Origin of the sequence: Hymenobacter endophyticus, from assembly GCF_032464715.1 — a bacterium.
Lineage (GTDB): Bacteria > Bacteroidota > Bacteroidia > Cytophagales > Hymenobacteraceae > Hymenobacter > Hymenobacter endophyticus.
Window position 1 is genome coordinate 114,185 of record NZ_JAWDJT010000011.1, and the last position, 16,806, is coordinate 130,990.

Here is a 16,806-nt window from a genome sequence, read left to right on the forward strand (position 1 = left end):
GCGTGGCTTGCGGGCGCACTGCCCCACCGGGCCCTGCCCGGCGACAACGCGGGCCGGGGCTACCCGCTGCGGGCTGCTGATTTTTTAAAGGTTTTCAGGCGGATGGGCACGCCCAGCGTGGCGCTGAACCCGGAGCCTCGGATGCGCAGCGTGGTGCTGCCCCGCTGCGAGTTGTAGCGGTACTCCACCGGCACCAGCAGCATATCGGTCAGGCCCTGCGTGTAGTACAAACTCAGGTTCAGCCGCTCCTTGCCCAGGCGGTAAAACCGGGCCGTTGCCCCCGCCGTGACAAACGTGCCGAAGCGCCGCTTGGTGATGATTTTTTCCTCAAACTCGATAACGTCATAGGCTAGGCCGCCCCCGCTCAGACTACCACAATCCTCGCAGGTTCGGTTGTTCCAGTTCAGGCCGGAGCCCAGCACGGCATCAAGCCGGAAGCTGACTAGGTAGGTATGGTTGAGCGTGTCAATTTCCTGGATGTTGTATTGGCCGATGCGCTTGCTGACCAGAACAGGGAACTGGTGCATATAGCGGCCCGTGCCATGGCCTCTCCACTCGCCTTCGTAGGGGTTAACAGTATACTTCTCGGGCACCTTTATACTGTAAAACCACCCAAGAGTGCTGCCGCTGTAACCGGCTGCAATACCCCAGTTTTCACGCATTTGCAACCGCAACATAGCAACCCCCTGCTCATCGAAATTCAAAGCGTGAAAAGGACTGTATATCTTCAGCGGCAAGGCGCTTTTGTTAAAATGCGCCCCTTCCGCTTCGGTATGATTTACGCCTAGCTTTAAGTCTAGGTACAATTTACTTTGGCTATACGAAGCAGGTGTGAAAAACAACAAAATCCAGAGTAGGAGAAATAAGCATTTCATGATTTTTTCATTTTAAAAAAACGAGGCAGCTATGTCTATATAGCTGCCTCGTTTTAATGCTACCATTTATCCTCAATACTGAATGTGCGCGTAATATTTTGACCTATTCGGAAGCGAACTTCTCCTTTATATCGCTTCATTCCTTTCATGTAACTAAAATAGCGGTGAACTACCGTGTTATGGTCACCAGTTTCGTTGCCCAAATAAGGTGCGCCATAATTGCTGTATGACCTAGTGTCGGACTCGACAAACGTTTCACATAGTGGCTGCCAGTATGCCCCTGTATTCGGCAGAATGTCGATAACGGCCGGTGAACCTAGCCACGCACCGTACCATGTTTTTTTCTGATGATGGGCCTTGGCTACCATAGAATGATATATCCCGAAAGATTGATATACCAGTTTGCAATTCAAGCGCCGGTTATTGGCGTAGTACTGGTACGCAGGATCTTCTTTCCCATCAGCACTCGTGCCACACCCGATACCGGAGCCGATGCGAATGGTTCCTCGGAAACTTTCTTCATAGATAGTGCCTTGGTCGCCGGATGCCAACAGGCCGAAAACGTCTTCATCAAAGTTGAAGTACCGAATGGTCGTATTCTCACTAGGTTCGGCTACAACAAACTGCTCGTAGGAGGCATCCTGCATAGCCGGGATGTAGGAGACGATGTTGTTGGCCAGATCAATGCGGAAGATTTTATCCTCGATCTGAATGGTGCCTTCCGGTGAAAGCATAGCCGCGAAGAAGTCGTCATGGATAATCAGCCCTTCATCTACGGGCTCTGAATAAGGCTCGAAATACGGTTCAATGGGCTCCTCACCGTCTACCGGAATGCGCAGGGTGGTTCCGTCGCCGGCTTTCGCCTTCTGCTTTAGCTCTTTCTCCTGCTGTTTCTTCGCGTAATGAGCCCGCAGGGACGAAAAGCCATATTTCTTTTCCCATTGCTCCAGATGCCGGGTCGTGGTTTCGCCGGGGGCCAGCTTATCCAGCTGCGCGGCGGCTTCCAGAAAATCGGCGCTAGTGGCAAATGCCAGGTACCGGCCCTTGTTTTTGGGCTCTTTGGCACCTTTGACCTCCTGCGTGGCGTGCGTGGCCGCCGGGGAGGGGGCCATGCCGGTTTCTTTCTGGCAAGCGGAACCGGCTAACAGTAGGCTACAAGCGGCCAGCAAAGCCGCAAATCGTGGGGGGGGGGAGATGTTTGAACATGATAAAAAAATGGTAAAAGGGTGAATAGAACACAACGGTTTCTGCGTGCTGTGGCCAAAGCCAGCCGGCTGAGCTGGTCAGGAAGCGGTACAGCGCACAGGGCGCGGGCAATAGGGGTAAGATAGAAGGCCGCAAAAGCGGCAGGGCGGGGTTACTGGCTCAAACCTAGTCAAACAACCGGAAAGCCCAACGGTACCCACGAAATAAATACCGGCACGGCCTGCGGGCCGGCGGGCCGGCGGGCTGGGCGGGGCTGCACCGCCCAGCCCGCCGAACCAGGATGGGTAGTACATTCGTTTTACATTTGTTGCTGCTCCCCGTATGGGTATCCTGCCCGACGCTGTTCCGCCCCCCCTTCCCCCGAATGACCGTATCTGCCGGCTCCACCGATATTCTCACCCGCCTGCGCCAGGAAGCCCGCCCCTCCCACGATGCGCTGGAGGCCAACGAGTTCAACCAGGCCCTGACCGCCGGCACTATTTCCGAGGCCGCCACGGCCCGCTTCCTGGCGAAGCTCTATGGCTTCGTGGTGCCGTTCGAGGAGCAGCTGCGCGCCCACAGCCACTGGTTCGGGCCCGAGTGGGAGCTGGAGCGCCGCTTCCGCAGCCCCCTGCTCCGCCAGGATCTGCCGGCCGCCAATTCGCTGCCGCTGGCCCCCAACCTGCCGCCCCTGCACACGCGGGCTCAGCTATTGGGTGCTTTGTACGTGCTGGAGGGCTCCACGCTGGGCGGGCAGGTAATTGCCCGTCAGCTGGCCAAAAACGGTATTCCTACCCGGGCCTACTTCAGCGGCCACGCCGAGCAGACCGGCCCGCTCTGGAAATCCTTCGTGCAGCTGCTGGCCGCCGCCGCCACCCCCGAAACCGCCGACGAAATCATAGCGTCGGCTTCCCTCACCTTCCAACGCTTACACCAGTGGATAGAACAGGCATAGTACTCACCGACGAAACCCTGGTAGGCCAGGAAATCAACCTGACCAACTGTGACCGGGAACCCATTCATATTCCGGGCCTGATTCAGCCCTATGGCTTTCTGCTGTGCCTGGATGAGCATACGCGCCGCGTTGCTCAGGCCAGCGCCAACACCCAGGAACTGCTGGGTATTCCGGCCCAGGAGCTAATAGGGCAGGAGCTGGGCTACCTGTTTGAGCCCGCCCGCCTCGCCGACGTCAATGCCCAGCTGGATACCCTGCGCGAGGGGCACCGGCTGCTGGGCGTGCGCCTGGATCTGCTGCCCGGCCAGCCGTTCTATAAGCTTATCATGCACCGCTTCGATGGGTTGCTGTGGCTGGAGTTTGAACCCGTGGACGCGGCCTCCGACGGCCCCCTGAACCTGCCTTCCCTCAACGATGCCCTGGGCCAGATGCTGGCGGCTACCTCGGTGGTGGAGTTCTGTGAGTACGCCGTGCAGCAAGTGCGCAATATCACCGGCTTCGACCGGGTAATGGCCTACCGCTTTGCCGAGGATGAAAGCGGGGAAGTGGTAGCCGAGGCCCGCCGCCCCGATTTGGAATCCTTCCTGGGCCTGCACTACCCGGCCACCGATATTCCCAAGCAGGCCCGGGCCATGTACCTCAAAAACTGGCTGCGCTTTATTCCGGATGTGGGCTACGCGCCCGTGCCCCTGGTGCCCACCAACCACCCCACGGCGCCCCGCCCCCCCGACATGACCTACTCCATTCTGCGGAGCGTGTCGCCGATTCACGTGGAGTACCTGCAAAACATGGGCGTGGGCGCCACCATGACCATTTCCCTGATCCGGGACGGGCAGCTGTGGGGCCTGCTGGTGTGCCACCACTACTCGCCCCGGCTGGTCAGCTACGAGCTGCGCGACCTGTGCCAGTTCATCGGCAAAACCTTCTCGGCCCTGCTCAAAAGCAAGGAGCAGGCCGATGACTACGTATACCAGGTAAAGCTGCGGGAAAGCCAGGCCCGCCTGTTCGGCCTGCTCACGGAGTTTCCCGACTTCCGCAAAACGCTCTACGACCACCTGCCCGCCGTAAAAGAAGTGTTTGACTGTGGCGGGGTGGTATTGAGCTTTGATGGGGACGTGGCCACGTATGGCAACGCCCCCGCGCTGTCCCAGATAGCGCCCCTGCTCACCTGGCTGCACGAGCACATGCCGGGCGAGCTGTTTCATACCAACTCCTACGTCCGCCACAACCCCCGCGGGGTAGAAGTTCGGTCCTCGGCCAGTGGGATTCTGGCCATCCGGCTGGGTCACTCCGCCGATGATTTCCTGATCTGGCTGCGGCCCGAGGTGCTGCAGACCGTTACCTGGGCCGGGCAGCAGCAGAAAGCCGAAGTGCGCAAGGACGGGGAGATTTTCCTCTCGCCCCGCCAGTCTTTCTCCGCTTGGAGCCAGTCGGTGGAAAACACGGCCTTGGAGTGGAAACCCATAGAGGTAGAAGCCGCCCAAGAAATCCGCCTGCGCATTGCCGATATCCGCCTGCGCCTGTTCAACCAGATTCAGGAGCGCGCCCAAACCCTTTCCCGTCTCAACGCCGAACTGGAACGTAGCAACGACGAGCTGGACTCCTTTGCCTACGTAGCCTCGCACGACCTAAAGGAGCCCCTGCGCGGCATTCATAACTACTCGCTGTTTCTGCTGGAAGACTACGCCGACAAGCTGGATGCTGACGGGGTAAACAAGCTGGAAACCCTGGTGCGCCTGAGCCAGCGCATGGAAGCCCTCATTGAGTCGTTGCTGCAACTCTCGCGGGTGGGCCGCCTGGAGCCCGAGGTGAAAGAAGTGGACGCCAATCAGATTCTGCAGGAAGTAACCGAGGTGCTACAGCCGCGCTTCGCCCAAACGGGTACTGAGCTTGTTATTGCCGGGCCGCTACCCACCGTGCACGCCGACCCGGTGCGTCTGCGGGAAGTGCTCAACAACTTGCTCACCAATGCCATGCGCTACAACGATAACCCAACCAAAACCGTAGAGGTAGGCGTGGCTCCCGCTGGCAAAGCGGGCCCACGAGGGGTGATTGATGGGACGGAGTACCAGGTGCTGTACGTGCGTGACAACGGCATTGGCATTGCGCCCCGTCATCACGCCAATATTTTCAAAATATTCAAGCGCTTGCACAGCCAGGACAAGTACGGCGGCGGTACCGGAGCCGGGCTGGCCATTGCCAAAAAAATGATTGAAAAGAGTGGTGGTCAGCTCTGGGTTGAGTCCGAATTAGGCCAGGGCGCAACATTTTTCTTTTCTGTTCCGAAATAAAGTCATGAGTTCTGCTTCGTTAAAGCCCGTTTTAGTGGTAGAGGATAGTGCGGAGGATTTCACGGCGCTTGGCCGGGCTTTCCGAAAACATGCTCTGCAAAACCCAGTGCTGCGCTGCGTTGATGGCGACCAGGCTCTGGAGTATCTGCAGGGCTACGGGCGCCACGTGAGCTGGCCGGCAGTACTGCCCGCCATTATTCTGCTGGATTTGAACATGCCCGGCACGGATGGGCGGCAAGTACTGGAAACCATCAAGCAGGATGAGGTGCTAAGTACTATTCCAGTTATCATCTTCAGCACGTCCTCCAACATGAAGGATATTGATGAGTGCTACCAGCTAGGAGCCAACAGCTACCTGACCAAGCCCATTGAGTATGCGGCGCTTGAGGAAAAAATACAACTGATTGTGCGCTATTGGCTGGAAGCTGTTGAGCTTCCGGTTGCCTAATTACGCAATTTGCCCCGCTTTCCTTTGCCTGTGAAAAAGATTCTGCTGGCCGATGATAACGTGACCGACCGGGTGCTCTACCGCCGTTTTCTCGGCAACCAGCTGGGGCATGAGAGCCTGGAGTTTTTTGAAGCCACCTCTGGGGAGGATGCCGTTGCCTTGTACGAGCAACTCCAGCCCGACTGCATGCTGCTAGACTATAACCTCCAGGATATGGATGGGCTGGCAGTGCTGGAAGAGTGCCGCCGCCGCACTACCAACCGGGTTATGTGCGTGGTAATGATTACCGGCAGCGGCAATGAGCAGCTGGTGGTGCAGGCGCTCAACGGTGGGGCCGCCGACTACTTGGTAAAAGGGCAGTTCGACCGGGACTCGCTGAACAAAACCGTCCGCCACGCCATCGAGAAAACGGAGTGGCAGCAGTACCAGACCCGCTACCACGGCGAGCTGCAAAGCATCAATCAGCAACTGCGCGACTCCCTGGCCGAGCTGACTGATACGCGCCAGCAGTTGCAGATTCGTAACCAGGAGCTGGCCGCCATCAACCAGGCCCTGGCCCGTACCAACGCCGACCTCGACAACTTTGTGTACGCCGCCTCCCACGACCTGCGCCAGCCCGTGCACAATCTGCAGGGCTTGTTTGACGAGTTGCGCCGGGCTGCCGTTTTCCCCGACCCCGAGGATGCCCAGGTGCTGCGTATGGTAGATGTATCGTTGCAGGCGCTTGCTACTACCATCACCGACCTGGCTACCGTAGTGCAAGAGCAGCGTAGCAGCGGTACCCACGCCGTGGAGCAAGTGGCCGTGCCGGAAGTAGTAGAGGATGTATGCAGCTCCCTGCGCCCCCAGATACGTAGCACCAACGCACAAATTCACCTGCACGCTGAAAGCTTGCGGGAAGTGGCGTATGCCCGCGCCAACTTGCGTACCATTCTGCTCAACCTGGTGTCCAATGCCCTGAAATACCGCCATCCAGCCCGCTCCCCTGAGGTAACCATCCATTGTTATCAGGTCGCTGGTAAACCAGTAGTAGAGGTGCAGGATAACGGTTTGGGCCTCAACTTACACCGGCACGGCCCGGAGTTGTTTCAACTGTTTCGGCGTTTTCATCCTGGGATAGAGGGTACTGGCGTGGGCCTGTTTCTGGTAAACCGCTTGGTTGAAGCTGCTGGCGGCCGCATAGAGGTAGAAAGCCAGGAAGGCGTTGGCACCCTGTTCCGGGTGCACCTAGGGTAAAGGAGCCAAATATGCCTTTGCAGTGCTAAGTAGCCTGAAATAGAACGGCCGGCCCGCTACGCAGCGGGTCGGCCGTTCTATTGTTGCTTTTGGCCGTTAGCCAATCTGCTTAAAGCCGCAGTAGGAGTGAAGTACTTCGGGCAACGGAATGCCTTCCGGTGTTTGGTTGTTTTCCAGCAGCGCCGCCACAATGCGTGGCAGAGCCAGCGCCGAGCCGTTGAGCGTATGCAGCAGCTGGGTTTTGCCGCCTTCCGTGCGGGAGCGAAGCTTCAGGCGGTTGGCTTGGTAGGTTTCAAAGTTGGAGGCCGAGCTAACCTCCAGCCACCGCTGCTGGGCTGCGCTCCACACCTCCAGGTCGTAGGTGAGGGCCGAGGTGAATCCCATGTCGCCGCCGCAGAGGCGCAGCACGCGGTAGGGCAGCTCCAGCTTCTGGAGCAGGCTCTCAATGTGCGTCACCATGTCGTCCAGGGCCGCGTAGCTGTGTTCCGGCTGCGTGATTTGTACAATTTCCACCTTATCAAACTGGTGCAGGCGGTTGAGGCCGCGTACGTGGGCCCCCCAGCTGCCGGCCTCGCGGCGGAAGCAGGGCGTATAGCCGGTATTGCGAATAGGCAACTGGGCCGGCGCAATAATTTCGTCGCGGTACAGATTGGTGATGGGCACCTCGGCCGTGGGTATCAGGTACAGGTCGTCGGCGGTGGCGTGGTACATCTGGCCCTCCTTGTCGGGCAGCTGGCCGGTGCCGTAGCCGCTGGCCTCATTCACGAGGATGGGGGGCTGAATTTCGGTATAGCCGGCAGCCCGGGCCTCATCCAGGAAAAAGTTGATGAGGGCCCGCTGCAGGCGGGCGCCCTGGCCCTTGTACACCGGAAAACCAGCCCCGGCAATCTTATTGCCCAGCGCAAAGTCGATGATATCGTACTGTTCAATCAGCTCCCAGTGCGGCTTGGCCGTGGCGGGTAGCTCCGGCTTGGTGCCTACCTCACGCACTACTTCATTATCCTCGGCCGAGCGGCCGGCCGGTACGCTGCTGTGCGGCAGGTTGGGTAGTTTATACAGCGTCTGCTGCAGCTCCTTTTCCACCTCGCCTAGCTCTTCCGCGTGCGCCTTAGTCGACTGCTTCAGTTCGGCGGTGCGAGCTTTCAGGGTTTCGGCTTCCGCTTTGTTGCCGGCTTTCATCAGGCCGCCAATCTGCCGGGCCAGCTCATTGGCTTCGGCCTGGGCTTGGTCGTGGGCAGTTTGTAGCTCCTTGCGCCGCTGGTCAAGGCCCAGAATAGCCTGCACATCGGCCTCAGCGGTGGAGTAGTTACGTTTGGCCAGGCCCGCCAGCACGGCGGCGGTATGGTCTTTCAGGACGGAAACTTGCAGCATAACAACAAAACGCAAAAGGGAATACAGCAAAAGTAGAAGTTTACCGCCGCAGATGCAGCAGAAAATGGTGGTCCGCCAAATTTCGCCGCTACCCGGCCCAGGAGCCTGCCAACCGGAACTGTTTATCTGGTGGTCAGGGTTTACCCAGTTGCGAAGGCCCTAAGTGGTTGGCGAGCTGTATCCTTTGCGCCGAAATGTGCGTATGGAGCTTCAGCTGCGAATTCTATAACAGGATTTGGCAGTTCCCTGGTATTACGCTAACATTGCACATACAAGCCCGCTTTGGTTGGCGGACCCAGTGGCCCATTTTGTAAGCCTGGTCCGTATTTTGCCTTTCGCACCAGTAGGCTCCACCCTCGGTTTTATTTTCCCGCTTTCCTCTGCGTTGGGCGCCGCGTTGCGGTTACCTTTTGTGTCCGGAACGGCCTGTGCTGCCCCATTGTAGGCTTTCAATAGCCCCCCCCCCGCCTTTTTCGCTCAGCTTCCTATATGTACACTATTGACGAGTTAAAGGACCGTTTGCTGTCCGAACTAAAAGAAATTGCTGAAAACCTACATGTTGGCAACTTCAAGAAACTCAGCAAACAGGATCTGATTTACAAGATTCTGGATCAGCAGGCCATTACGCCCGCCGACAAGCTTCCCCAAAAAGTGAAATCCCCCGTTGCTCCGGCTGCCGACGCAACGCCTGATGCCAAACCGGTAGCCGTTAAAGCGGCTGCCGCTTCTAAAACGGTGGCCCCCCGCGCCTCACGTGCTGCCGCCGCCCGGCCCGCCCGTGGTAAAGCGGCGGCCTCCACTGCTCCTGCCCCCGAAGTAGAATTGGGCCAGGAAACCGCCCCGGTTGCTGCCATAGAAGCAGCTGCCCCGGCTCCGGTAGTTTCGTTGCCTGCTGAGCCAATCGTCACAACTCCCGCTGCCGAGCCCGTAGCCGCTCCGGCCCCGGAAGCCACTGTATCCGCAGTAGCTGCTGAGCAAGCCCCAACTGCGGAACAGGGCTCGGAGGCTGAGCGCCCGGTAAAGCTGTACCAGCGCCCCGAGCGCCGGGCCCGCACCGACCGCGCCGGCCGCCCCATAGTAGCAGGAGCGCCAGTGGCTGCTTCTGACGCCGCTGTAGCCACTGAGCAGGTGGCTGAACCTGCTGACACGGCCCCAACAGCGGAGGTAGCCGTAGCTCCGGTTCGGGAGCTGCAGCCCGTTGACCCCACGGCCCCGGCTCCCCTGCGCGAGAATCGTCCGGAGCAGCCCCGCATTTTCCGGGAAGGCCGCGAGTACCGCAACGATGCCCCGCGCGAAAACCGGACGGATTTCCGTTCTAACGGTAACGGTCGGGCCGACCAGCCCCGGGAAGCCCGCAACGACCAGCCCCGCGCCGATTTCCGCCAGGATGGCATAGCTCCCCGGGAAGCACGCCCCGAGCAAAATGGCTCCGACCAAACCCGCAACCCGCGTGAGGGCGGCCGCCTTGATTCCCGGGAGCAGCGGGAACAGCGCCGCGAGGAGCGTTACGCGGCCCGGGAACTGCAGCGTCAGCAGCGTCAAGACCAACGCCAGGCTGACCGCCAGAGCAACCCCGACCAGCCCCGCGCTGAGCGGCAGGAGCAGCGGCCGGCCCGCCAGGAGTTTGATATTACCATTCCGGGCGAAGGCACGCTGGAAATGATGCCCGATGGTGGCTATGGTTTCCTGCGCAGCCCGTTCTACAACTACCTGTCCTCGCCCGATGACATTTACGTGGCGCCGCAGCAGGTAAAGCAGTTTGGCCTGAAAGCCGGCGACACAGTAAAATGCACCATTCGGCCCCCGCGCGAAGGGGAGAAGTACTTTGCTTTGGTAGGCGTGGAAGGCATCAACGGCCGCTCAGTTGAAGAAGCCCGGGACCGGATTCCGTTCAACAACCTCACTCCCCTGTTTGCCGAGGAGCGCCTGAAGCTGACTACCAAACCCAGCCAGTACAGCACCCGCATTCTGGATTTGTTTGCCCCCATTGGTAAAGGGCAGCGGGGCCTGATTGTGGCCCAGCCCAAAACCGGCAAAACGGTGTTGCTGCAGGAAATTGCCAACGCCATTTCGGAAAACCACCCCGAGGTATACCTGATGATTCTGCTCATTGATGAGCGCCCGGAGGAGGTAACAGATATGGCCCGCTCGGTGAAAGCCGAAGTGCTTAGCTCTACCTTCGACGAAACGGCGGACCGCCACGTAAAAATTGCCACCATTGCCATGGAAAAGGCCAAGCGCCTCGTGGAGTGCGGCCACGACGTGGTTATTCTGCTTGACTCTATCACCCGCCTGGCCCGGGCCTACAACACGGTGCAGCCCGCCTCCGGCAAAATCCTGTCGGGTGGTGTGGATGCCAACGCGCTACATAAGCCCAAGCGCTTCTTCGGAGCGGCCCGCAACGTGGAGGATGGTGGCTCACTCACTATCATTGCCACGGCCCTGATTGAAACCGGCTCCAAAATGGACGAGGTTATCTTCGAGGAATTCAAAGGTACCGGCAACATGGAGCTGCAGTTGGACCGCAAGCTGGCCAATAAGCGCATCTTCCCCTCCATTGACGTACCGGCCTCCGGTACCCGCCGCGAAGACCTGCTGATGAGCAAGGACGAGCTGAACCGCATCTGGGTGCTGCGCAAATTCATGTCCGATATGACAGCCTCTGAAGCCATGGAGTTTCTGAAAGACCGCATGAAAGGCACCCGTGACAACGAGGAGTTCCTGCTTGCCATGAACGGCTAACCAAGTTACCCCATAATGGCATAGAAAAAGGCCCATACTGCAGTTGCAGTACGGGCCTTTTTGCTGACTCACTTCCGACTATTGCCGAACGAAACGTTGCACGTTGCGCTTGCCACCAGCTGTGAGTTCCAGGAAGTAAATGCCTTCTGGAATTTGCTGAATAGTTACGCTAGAATTACCGGCTCCTTTACCAGCGGCCAGCACTTGGCCTGTAACTGAATACACGCGGTACTCAACCACCCCATCTGCTGCTGGTAGCGTGATGCTGGAGTTGCTAGGATTTGGGTAAAAGGAAGCCTGCAATGTATTAGCCGCTGATACTGCCACTACCGAAGAAAAGGTAGCGGTACCATCAGTGTCTACCTGACGCAGCCGGTAGTAGGTCAACGAAGTCAATGGGTTGGTATCATCATAGCTATATTTGGCTCCCGTGCTGGTAGTACCGGTGCCTTGTACTTTGCCAATAGCTGTGAAAAGCTTCCCGTTGGTGCTACGTTCTAACTCGAAATAAGCATTGTTGACTTCGGTAGCCGTGGCCCAGCTAATCAGCGCGCCCGTAGACTTAGCCGTGACTGATAAGCTGGTGAGGGTAACGGGAAGTACAGTAAAGCAGGTAGGATCATTAGAGGTGGGTGGATTCACTACCGAAGTGCTGGATGTAGTACCGCAACCACTTGGGTAAGCGTTGCCCTGAACGCAGGTAGTCAGACCATTCGTCGTGAAAAGCTTGGCCCCACCGCCGGAGTTGTTAACTATATTACCCGAAATGCGAAGCCCCGCCACGGTGCCGGTTACAGGGCCATTAATACCAGGGTTACCTGTTGAGACATCTACGTTGCCAAATACGTTGAGCAAAGCATTGTTGCCTAGGTTGATAGTTGTTTGATTGCCAGTGAATAAGGTGCAGCTGATTGCAACTACGGAGTTATTGCCAATCACAACGGTTGTTTTAGCAAGATTCAATACTGCAACATTGAGCCTCGGGGCACTACGGGCTGTAGAAGCGGCAATAATTAAATTCTGGTTGGTAGCCGTGTTGCCATCAACTGCTAATGTCCGGTTTAAGTTGTCTTGAACCAAGGAGCCGGTAGCATTGATAGTAAGCGTGGTATTTCGTCCTATAGTGTAGTCAGTTGTTAAGGTTACTGCGTGGTTTATAATGATATTGATTGTGTTATTACTCCCTGACCCAGGAAGAGTAGAACAACCTGTTCCTACAATACTATAAATAGTTGGATCATTAAAGTTGCCTGCCTTAGTAGTTGTGTAAGTGCATTGGGCAATAGCCGCTCCATAAGTGCCAAGTATTAGGCTTACGAAGAGTGTGAGTATTTTGTACATCTTTTTCATACTTACTAAAATGGTGCGTTGAGCGAGTATCTGCTGCTGTTGAGCTAAAAAGCAGGTGAAAATTCTTAAAATTGTATACGAATGTAATTCTTAAAATGAAATTTAGCTAATCCTGCGTTTTATAACGGGAATAAATTGTTTCAAAATTAGAGCTGAACGGGAGTATAAAGCTGATTATAAGCGCTATAACAAGGTGCATTGTAAATTTGGCTAGTTATAAATATGAATATAAAATTGCACTATAAAAAGAATAGTAATCTAGGTATACTTTCGGATAATAGCCGTAATCTTACCTACCCGGTAATGGCCACATGCTAAGTGGCGCCCGTATGAGAAATCTGGCAGGCTTGACCAAGCGAAACCACTTTTCCATACTTTGATTCATTGCCAGTATGTCTTTCACCAACGAGTTACTGAACACCGTCCTGCGCCATGCCGGTCAGGAAGTATCACGCAAGGAGTTTTTGAATCTGGCGGGCCGGGGTTTGGCGGTGAGCGTAGCGGCTGGGGCACTGGCTAGCTGCAACTCGGGGCCGGAAAGTAATCCGGGAGCTGCGGCCGCCACACCTACTACCGGCACCCCGGCCAGTGAGGTGGATGCCGCTACTACCTATACCTCGCCGCAGGGCACGCAGGTGGCCTCGTCGGAAGCTGTGTCGCCGCCGGCCAAGGTGCCCGCCGCCCCCAATCAACCGATTGTGCTGGAGGAATGGAAATCCAAGGTAGACCCGGCGTCGGGGCCCACGCCCACGCCCATGCCGCCCGATAAGCGGGTGGGGTATGCCCTGGTGGGCCTGGGCCACCTGACCCTGGAGGAACTGCTGCCAGCTTTCGGGGAGTGTAAGAAATCGAAGCCGGTAGCGCTGGTAAGCGGCTCGCCCGAAAAGCTCAAAAAAGTGGCCCAGCAGTACGGCATCAAACCCGAAAGCTGCTACAGCTACGATAACTACGAAAAGCTCAAGGAAAACCCCGAGGTGCAGGCTATTTACATTGTGCTGCCTAACTCTATGCACGCCGAGTACGTGATTCGGGGGGCCAAAACCGGCAAGCACATCCTCTGCGAAAAGCCCATGGCCGTATCGGCCAAGGAGTGCGAGCTGATGATTGATGCCTGTAAGAAGGCCCAGGTGAAGCTGATGATAGCCTACCGCATTCAATATGAGCCCTACAACCGCTTGGTGCGCGACATGGTGCGGCAAAACAAGTTTGGCAAGCCCAAGTACATACAGGCCCAAAACAGCCAAAGCTCGGCCAACCCTGACCACTGGCGCCACAAAAAAGCCCTGGCCGGCGGCGGTGCCCTGCCCGATATTGGCCTGTACTGCCTGAATACCGCCCGCTTTGTGCTGGGAACCGAGCCCACGGAGGTGTTCGGCTACATGCACAGCACCCCGGGTAACCCGCTGTTTAAGGAAGTGGAGGAGGTAATGTCGTGGCAGATGCGCTTCCCGGATGGGGTACTCGTGGATAGCATCACGCACTACAATACCCACGACTCGCGCTTTTACCGCGTAAACTCGGAGAAAGGCTGGCTGCACCTCAACAACGCCTACGCCTACACTGGGCAGCAGCTGCAAACTTCGCACGCTGAGGGTGAGGCCAAAATGCAGAACCAGATTACCATTCCGGCCAAAAACCAGTTTGCTGCGGAAATGGACCACTTTTCGGAGTGCATTCTGGAAAACAAGCAGCCACACACGCCTGGGGAGGAAGGCCTGCAGGATCACCGCATTATGGAGGCCATCTACCAATCGGCGCGGGAGGGACGGCCGGTAAAGCTGCCGGCCGTATCGGGCACGGATGCGTTCCGGGGCCCTGAACCTACACAAGCCTGATGCTACTCCGGTCCGGGCACGGGCGCGTGGGTTACCTTTGCAGCTATGGAACAACAACCTGACCTTCCTGAGGTACTCTATATTTCAGACCCCTTGTGCGCATGGTGCTACGGCATGAGCCCGGTTATCCAGCGGGTGCAGCAGGAGTTTGCGGGCAAAGTAGCCGTGTCGGTCCTGTGTGGGGGAATGGTAACCGGCGAGCAGGTAGGCCCGATTCGGGAGGAATGGCCGCTGCTCTCCGGGGCGATGGCGCAGGTGCAGCAGGTGACGGGCGTGGAGTTTGGGGCCGGGTTTCGGGCCCTGGGGCAGGAGGGAAGCTACCTGCTGAATTCGGAGCTGCCCAGCCGGGCCATTCATGCATTCCGGCAGCTGAGGCAGGATGAAACCGCCCAGTTTGCCCACGAGGTGCAGCAAGCCTACTTCCTGCACGGCTCCGACCTGAACGACCCCGCAACCTACGACGGCCTGGTTGCGCCCTACGGCCTCGACGCAGCCGATTTTCGGGAGAGAATGAGGAGCCGGGAGGTTATCCGGGGTACTATCCTGGAGTTTGCGGCAGTGGGCAAAATTGGCGTGCAGGGGTTTCCCACGGCTATTTTGCGCGTAGGTTCGCAGGGCTACGTACTAGCCCGGGGCTATCAGCCCTACGCTACTTTCGCCGCTGGGCTGGAAAAAGCCTTGCAGCAAGCTGAGTAGGCTAAGGTCTGCGGATAGTAACTATGAAAGGCATTTTGATGCTATCTAAACTGTCATGCTGAGCCTGCCGAAGCATCTCTACCAAACAACGACGCGGTAGAGATGCTTCGACAAGCTCAGCATGACGGTCTTTCTGCTACTGTCCACACAGCTTAGTAAACAGAGCTGGACTGACAGACCCAACGAGCACCACCCCGGCAGCTGCTTACAGTAGCTAACGGGGTGGTGCTCGTTGGGTCTAACTCGTCAGGGAAGATGTACTACCTGTTTGCGTAGCGGCGACCAGGCCACCGTGCGCCGGTCTTCCTTACCAACCAGATACTGGAAGGCCACGGCAGCAGGGCGGCTACGCAGGTCATCCCAAGCAGCGCGGTCGAGGCCAGCGGGTGCTTCCGTAGCCCCCGGAAAAATAGCGGACTTCGGCACGGCGGGTCGCTTGAAGTTCTTTTCCGCAAAGAACTCCTGCACCCGCTTCCGCACGTAGGCCTCCCGCTCGTTCTGGGTGGCGGTAGGGCCGGTCATTTCGTACACCATGGCGGCTTCCAGGTCCGAGGACGTTAGCATTTCCCGGAAAATTACTTCGCCGCCGGCCGTGGTAATGGTGAAGGCTGCCTCGCTGCTCAGTACCGAGGAGCCGCGCAGCACCAATGAAAACACATCGGGGGTGCCCGGTGCCGAGAATACGTGGCGGCTGCGGCTGGTGAGCAGCGTGTCGGCCTGCGCATCAACCGTGGCCGGGCGCACCGTATCCAGTGGCTCAAGCGGGGCCGCAGAAGAGTCAGCCAGGGGCGGTGTGGAGGTGGCCGGTTGTTCCGGCGAGGAGCACGCCCCGGCTAGCAGCAAGGGCAACAGCAAGATGGAACGCATAGGTGGGGAAGGAAGAGGGAGTGAGCTGATCTGTACGCAGGCACCGGCTTTACCGTTCCGGCTACCACGCCAGCATACAGGCAAAGGCAATGCTCAGGCAAAGTGAGGAAACCTGGTTCATGCGCATGGTACGGTCGAAGTTGGCGGCGGCGGGGTTCTGCCACACTGCCCGCGCCCAGCTGCCAAACAATACGACTACCGGCCCGGTAGCCCCCAGAAACAGGAACAGGTGCCGCACCTCCTGGCGCTGCAGATACACCGTGGCCAGCAAGCCTGCCCCCGCTGCCAGGGCCAGCCCCGCCCACACAAACGTACCCCTAATACCCAGGCGCAGGCTCAGGGTACGGTCGCCGCGCCGGGCATCTTCCTGGTGCTGGTATACCTGCGTGAGCGGGTAGGAGCCGCAGAGAAACAAGCTGCTTACCAGGGCCAGCAGCAGGTTGCTGGGTTCCAGTAGCTGCGGCCAGCCGGCCCCCACCCCCACCTGCGTCATCAGGAAAGTGTAGGCCCCCTGAAACACGACTACCACGGCCGTACTGGCTAGCGGGTACTTCTTAAGCCGAATCCCATCGAAGCTATAGGCCTTGGAAACCAGCAGATAACCGGCCACCAAACCCGCAAAAGCCGGACTGAGCAGCCAGCCGCCCATTACCGCCAGCGCATCAAACAGCCACACCAAGTGCAGCAGCTCTCTTGATACTTTGGGCGGGTTGCGCAGGCCGCCAATGCTGCCCTCGTCCCGGTCGTAGTAGCTGTTGTAGCCGTTAGAGGCGGGGTAGGCCAGCAAGTGCAGCACCCCAAATACCCCGGCGGCCCGCCACCCGCTGAAGGGCTCCCGCAAGGCACTCAGCCCAAACCAGAAAACCGGCATCAGGTACACCGAAAACGGGATGCGCAGCAGAGGCAGGGCGCGGCGGTAAGCAGCAAACGAGGGCATGAGAAAGGCGGAAGGGCG

Annotated in this window: 13 protein-coding genes; 7 read left to right on the top strand and 6 right to left on the bottom strand. The window is 58.0% G+C overall.

Annotated elements, in window-relative coordinates; translation table 11 throughout:
• Positions 1-59 precede the first annotated feature (59 nt).
• Positions 60-593 carry a hypothetical protein gene (locus ROI90_RS16020; protein WP_315999367.1) on the bottom strand — a complete coding sequence of 178 codons (534 nt, stop codon included), beginning with the start codon at positions 591-593 and terminating at the stop codon, positions 60-62.
• Between the two features lie 341 nt (positions 594-934).
• Positions 935-2,044: a hypothetical protein gene (locus tag ROI90_RS16025; protein ID WP_315999368.1), complete on the bottom strand. Its 1,110-nt coding sequence runs from the start codon at positions 2,042-2,044 to the stop codon at positions 935-937.
• A 401-nt stretch (positions 2,045-2,445) separates the two neighbouring features.
• On the opposite strand from ROI90_RS16025, the gene ROI90_RS16030 reads away from it, so the two are divergent.
• Genes ROI90_RS16030 through ROI90_RS16045 form a run of 4 tightly spaced genes read left to right on the top strand, consistent with a single transcriptional unit; the run spans position 2,446 to position 6,990 of the window.
• A complete protein-coding gene (locus tag ROI90_RS16030; protein WP_315999369.1) occupies positions 2,446-3,015 on the top strand; it encodes a biliverdin-producing heme oxygenase in 570 nt (189 codons plus the stop codon).
• Entirely contained in the window at positions 2,997-5,306 is a 2,310-nt protein-coding gene (locus tag ROI90_RS16035) for an ATP-binding protein (protein WP_315999370.1), read from the top strand. The genes ROI90_RS16030 and ROI90_RS16035 overlap by 19 nt, the downstream gene beginning before the upstream one ends.
• Before the next feature lie 4 nt (positions 5,307-5,310).
• The gene (locus ROI90_RS16040) at positions 5,311-5,754 is read left to right on the top strand and encodes a response regulator (RefSeq protein WP_315999371.1); all 444 of its coding nucleotides are present in this window, start codon (positions 5,311-5,313) and stop codon (positions 5,752-5,754) included.
• Positions 5,755-5,784: 30 nt separating this feature from the next.
• Entirely contained in the window at positions 5,785-6,990 is a 1,206-nt protein-coding gene (locus tag ROI90_RS16045) for a sensor histidine kinase (RefSeq protein ID WP_315999372.1), read from the top strand.
• Between the two features lie 96 nt (positions 6,991-7,086).
• Here the strand turns inward: ROI90_RS16045 and serS are convergent, their stop codons facing one another.
• Positions 7,087-8,361, bottom strand: coding sequence for a serine--tRNA ligase (serS, locus tag ROI90_RS16050; RefSeq protein WP_315999373.1), 1,275 nt, complete (start codon positions 8,359-8,361; stop codon positions 7,087-7,089).
• Between the two features lie 489 nt (positions 8,362-8,850).
• On the opposite strand from serS, the gene rho reads away from it, so the two are divergent.
• Positions 8,851-11,103, top strand: a complete 2,253-nt coding sequence (rho, locus tag ROI90_RS16055; RefSeq protein WP_315999374.1) for a transcription termination factor Rho — start codon at positions 8,851-8,853, stop codon at positions 11,101-11,103.
• Positions 11,104-11,181: 78 nt separating this feature from the next.
• Here rho and ROI90_RS16060 read toward each other — a convergent pair whose 3' ends face one another.
• Positions 11,182-12,453: a T9SS type A sorting domain-containing protein gene (locus ROI90_RS16060; RefSeq protein ID WP_315999375.1), complete on the bottom strand. Its 1,272-nt coding sequence runs from the start codon at positions 12,451-12,453 to the stop codon at positions 11,182-11,184.
• Positions 12,454-12,845: 392 nt separating this feature from the next.
• Between ROI90_RS16060 and ROI90_RS16065 the strand changes: the two genes are divergently transcribed.
• Positions 12,846-14,288 (top strand): Gfo/Idh/MocA family protein, encoded by a 1,443-nt coding sequence (locus ROI90_RS16065; RefSeq protein ID WP_315999376.1) that lies wholly within the window; start codon positions 12,846-12,848, stop codon positions 14,286-14,288.
• Positions 14,289-14,333: 45 nt separating this feature from the next.
• Positions 14,334-14,984, top strand: a complete 651-nt coding sequence (locus ROI90_RS16070) for a DsbA family protein (protein WP_315999377.1) — start codon at positions 14,334-14,336, stop codon at positions 14,982-14,984.
• Positions 14,985-15,230: 246 nt separating this feature from the next.
• On the opposite strand, the gene ROI90_RS16075 is transcribed toward ROI90_RS16070, so the two are convergent.
• Together ROI90_RS16075 and ROI90_RS16080 are read right to left on the bottom strand one after the other, a co-directional pair.
• A complete protein-coding gene (locus ROI90_RS16075) occupies positions 15,231-15,851 on the bottom strand; it encodes a hypothetical protein (RefSeq protein ID WP_315999378.1) in 621 nt (206 codons plus the stop codon).
• 61 nt (positions 15,852-15,912) lie between these two features.
• Complete coding sequence (locus ROI90_RS16080) at positions 15,913-16,788, bottom strand: UbiA family prenyltransferase (protein ID WP_315999379.1); 876 nt, start codon at positions 16,786-16,788, stop codon at positions 15,913-15,915.
• Positions 16,789-16,806: the final 18 nt, after the last annotated feature.

Bases quoted from the DNA above. Each gene is read 5' to 3' on its own strand.
- ROI90_RS16030 (WP_315999369.1), top strand. From the start codon at position 2,446: ATGACCGTATCTGCCGGCTCCACCGATATTCTCACCCGCCTGCGCCAG.
- ROI90_RS16040 (WP_315999371.1), top strand. From the start codon at position 5,311: ATGAGTTCTGCTTCGTTAAAGCCCGTTTTAGTGGTAGAGGATAGTGCG.
- serS (WP_315999373.1), bottom strand. From the start codon at position 8,361: ATGCTGCAAGTTTCCGTCCTGAAAGACCATACCGCCGCCGTGCTGGCG.
- rho (WP_315999374.1), top strand. From the start codon at position 8,851: ATGTACACTATTGACGAGTTAAAGGACCGTTTGCTGTCCGAACTAAAA.
- ROI90_RS16060 (WP_315999375.1), bottom strand. From the start codon at position 12,453: ATGAAAAAGATGTACAAAATACTCACACTCTTCGTAAGCCTAATACTT.
- ROI90_RS16065 (WP_315999376.1), top strand. From the start codon at position 12,846: ATGTCTTTCACCAACGAGTTACTGAACACCGTCCTGCGCCATGCCGGT.
- ROI90_RS16070 (WP_315999377.1), top strand. From the start codon at position 14,334: ATGGAACAACAACCTGACCTTCCTGAGGTACTCTATATTTCAGACCCC.
- ROI90_RS16075 (WP_315999378.1), bottom strand. From the start codon at position 15,851: ATGCGTTCCATCTTGCTGTTGCCCTTGCTGCTAGCCGGGGCGTGCTCC.
- ROI90_RS16080 (WP_315999379.1), bottom strand. From the start codon at position 16,788: ATGCCCTCGTTTGCTGCTTACCGCCGCGCCCTGCCTCTGCTGCGCATC.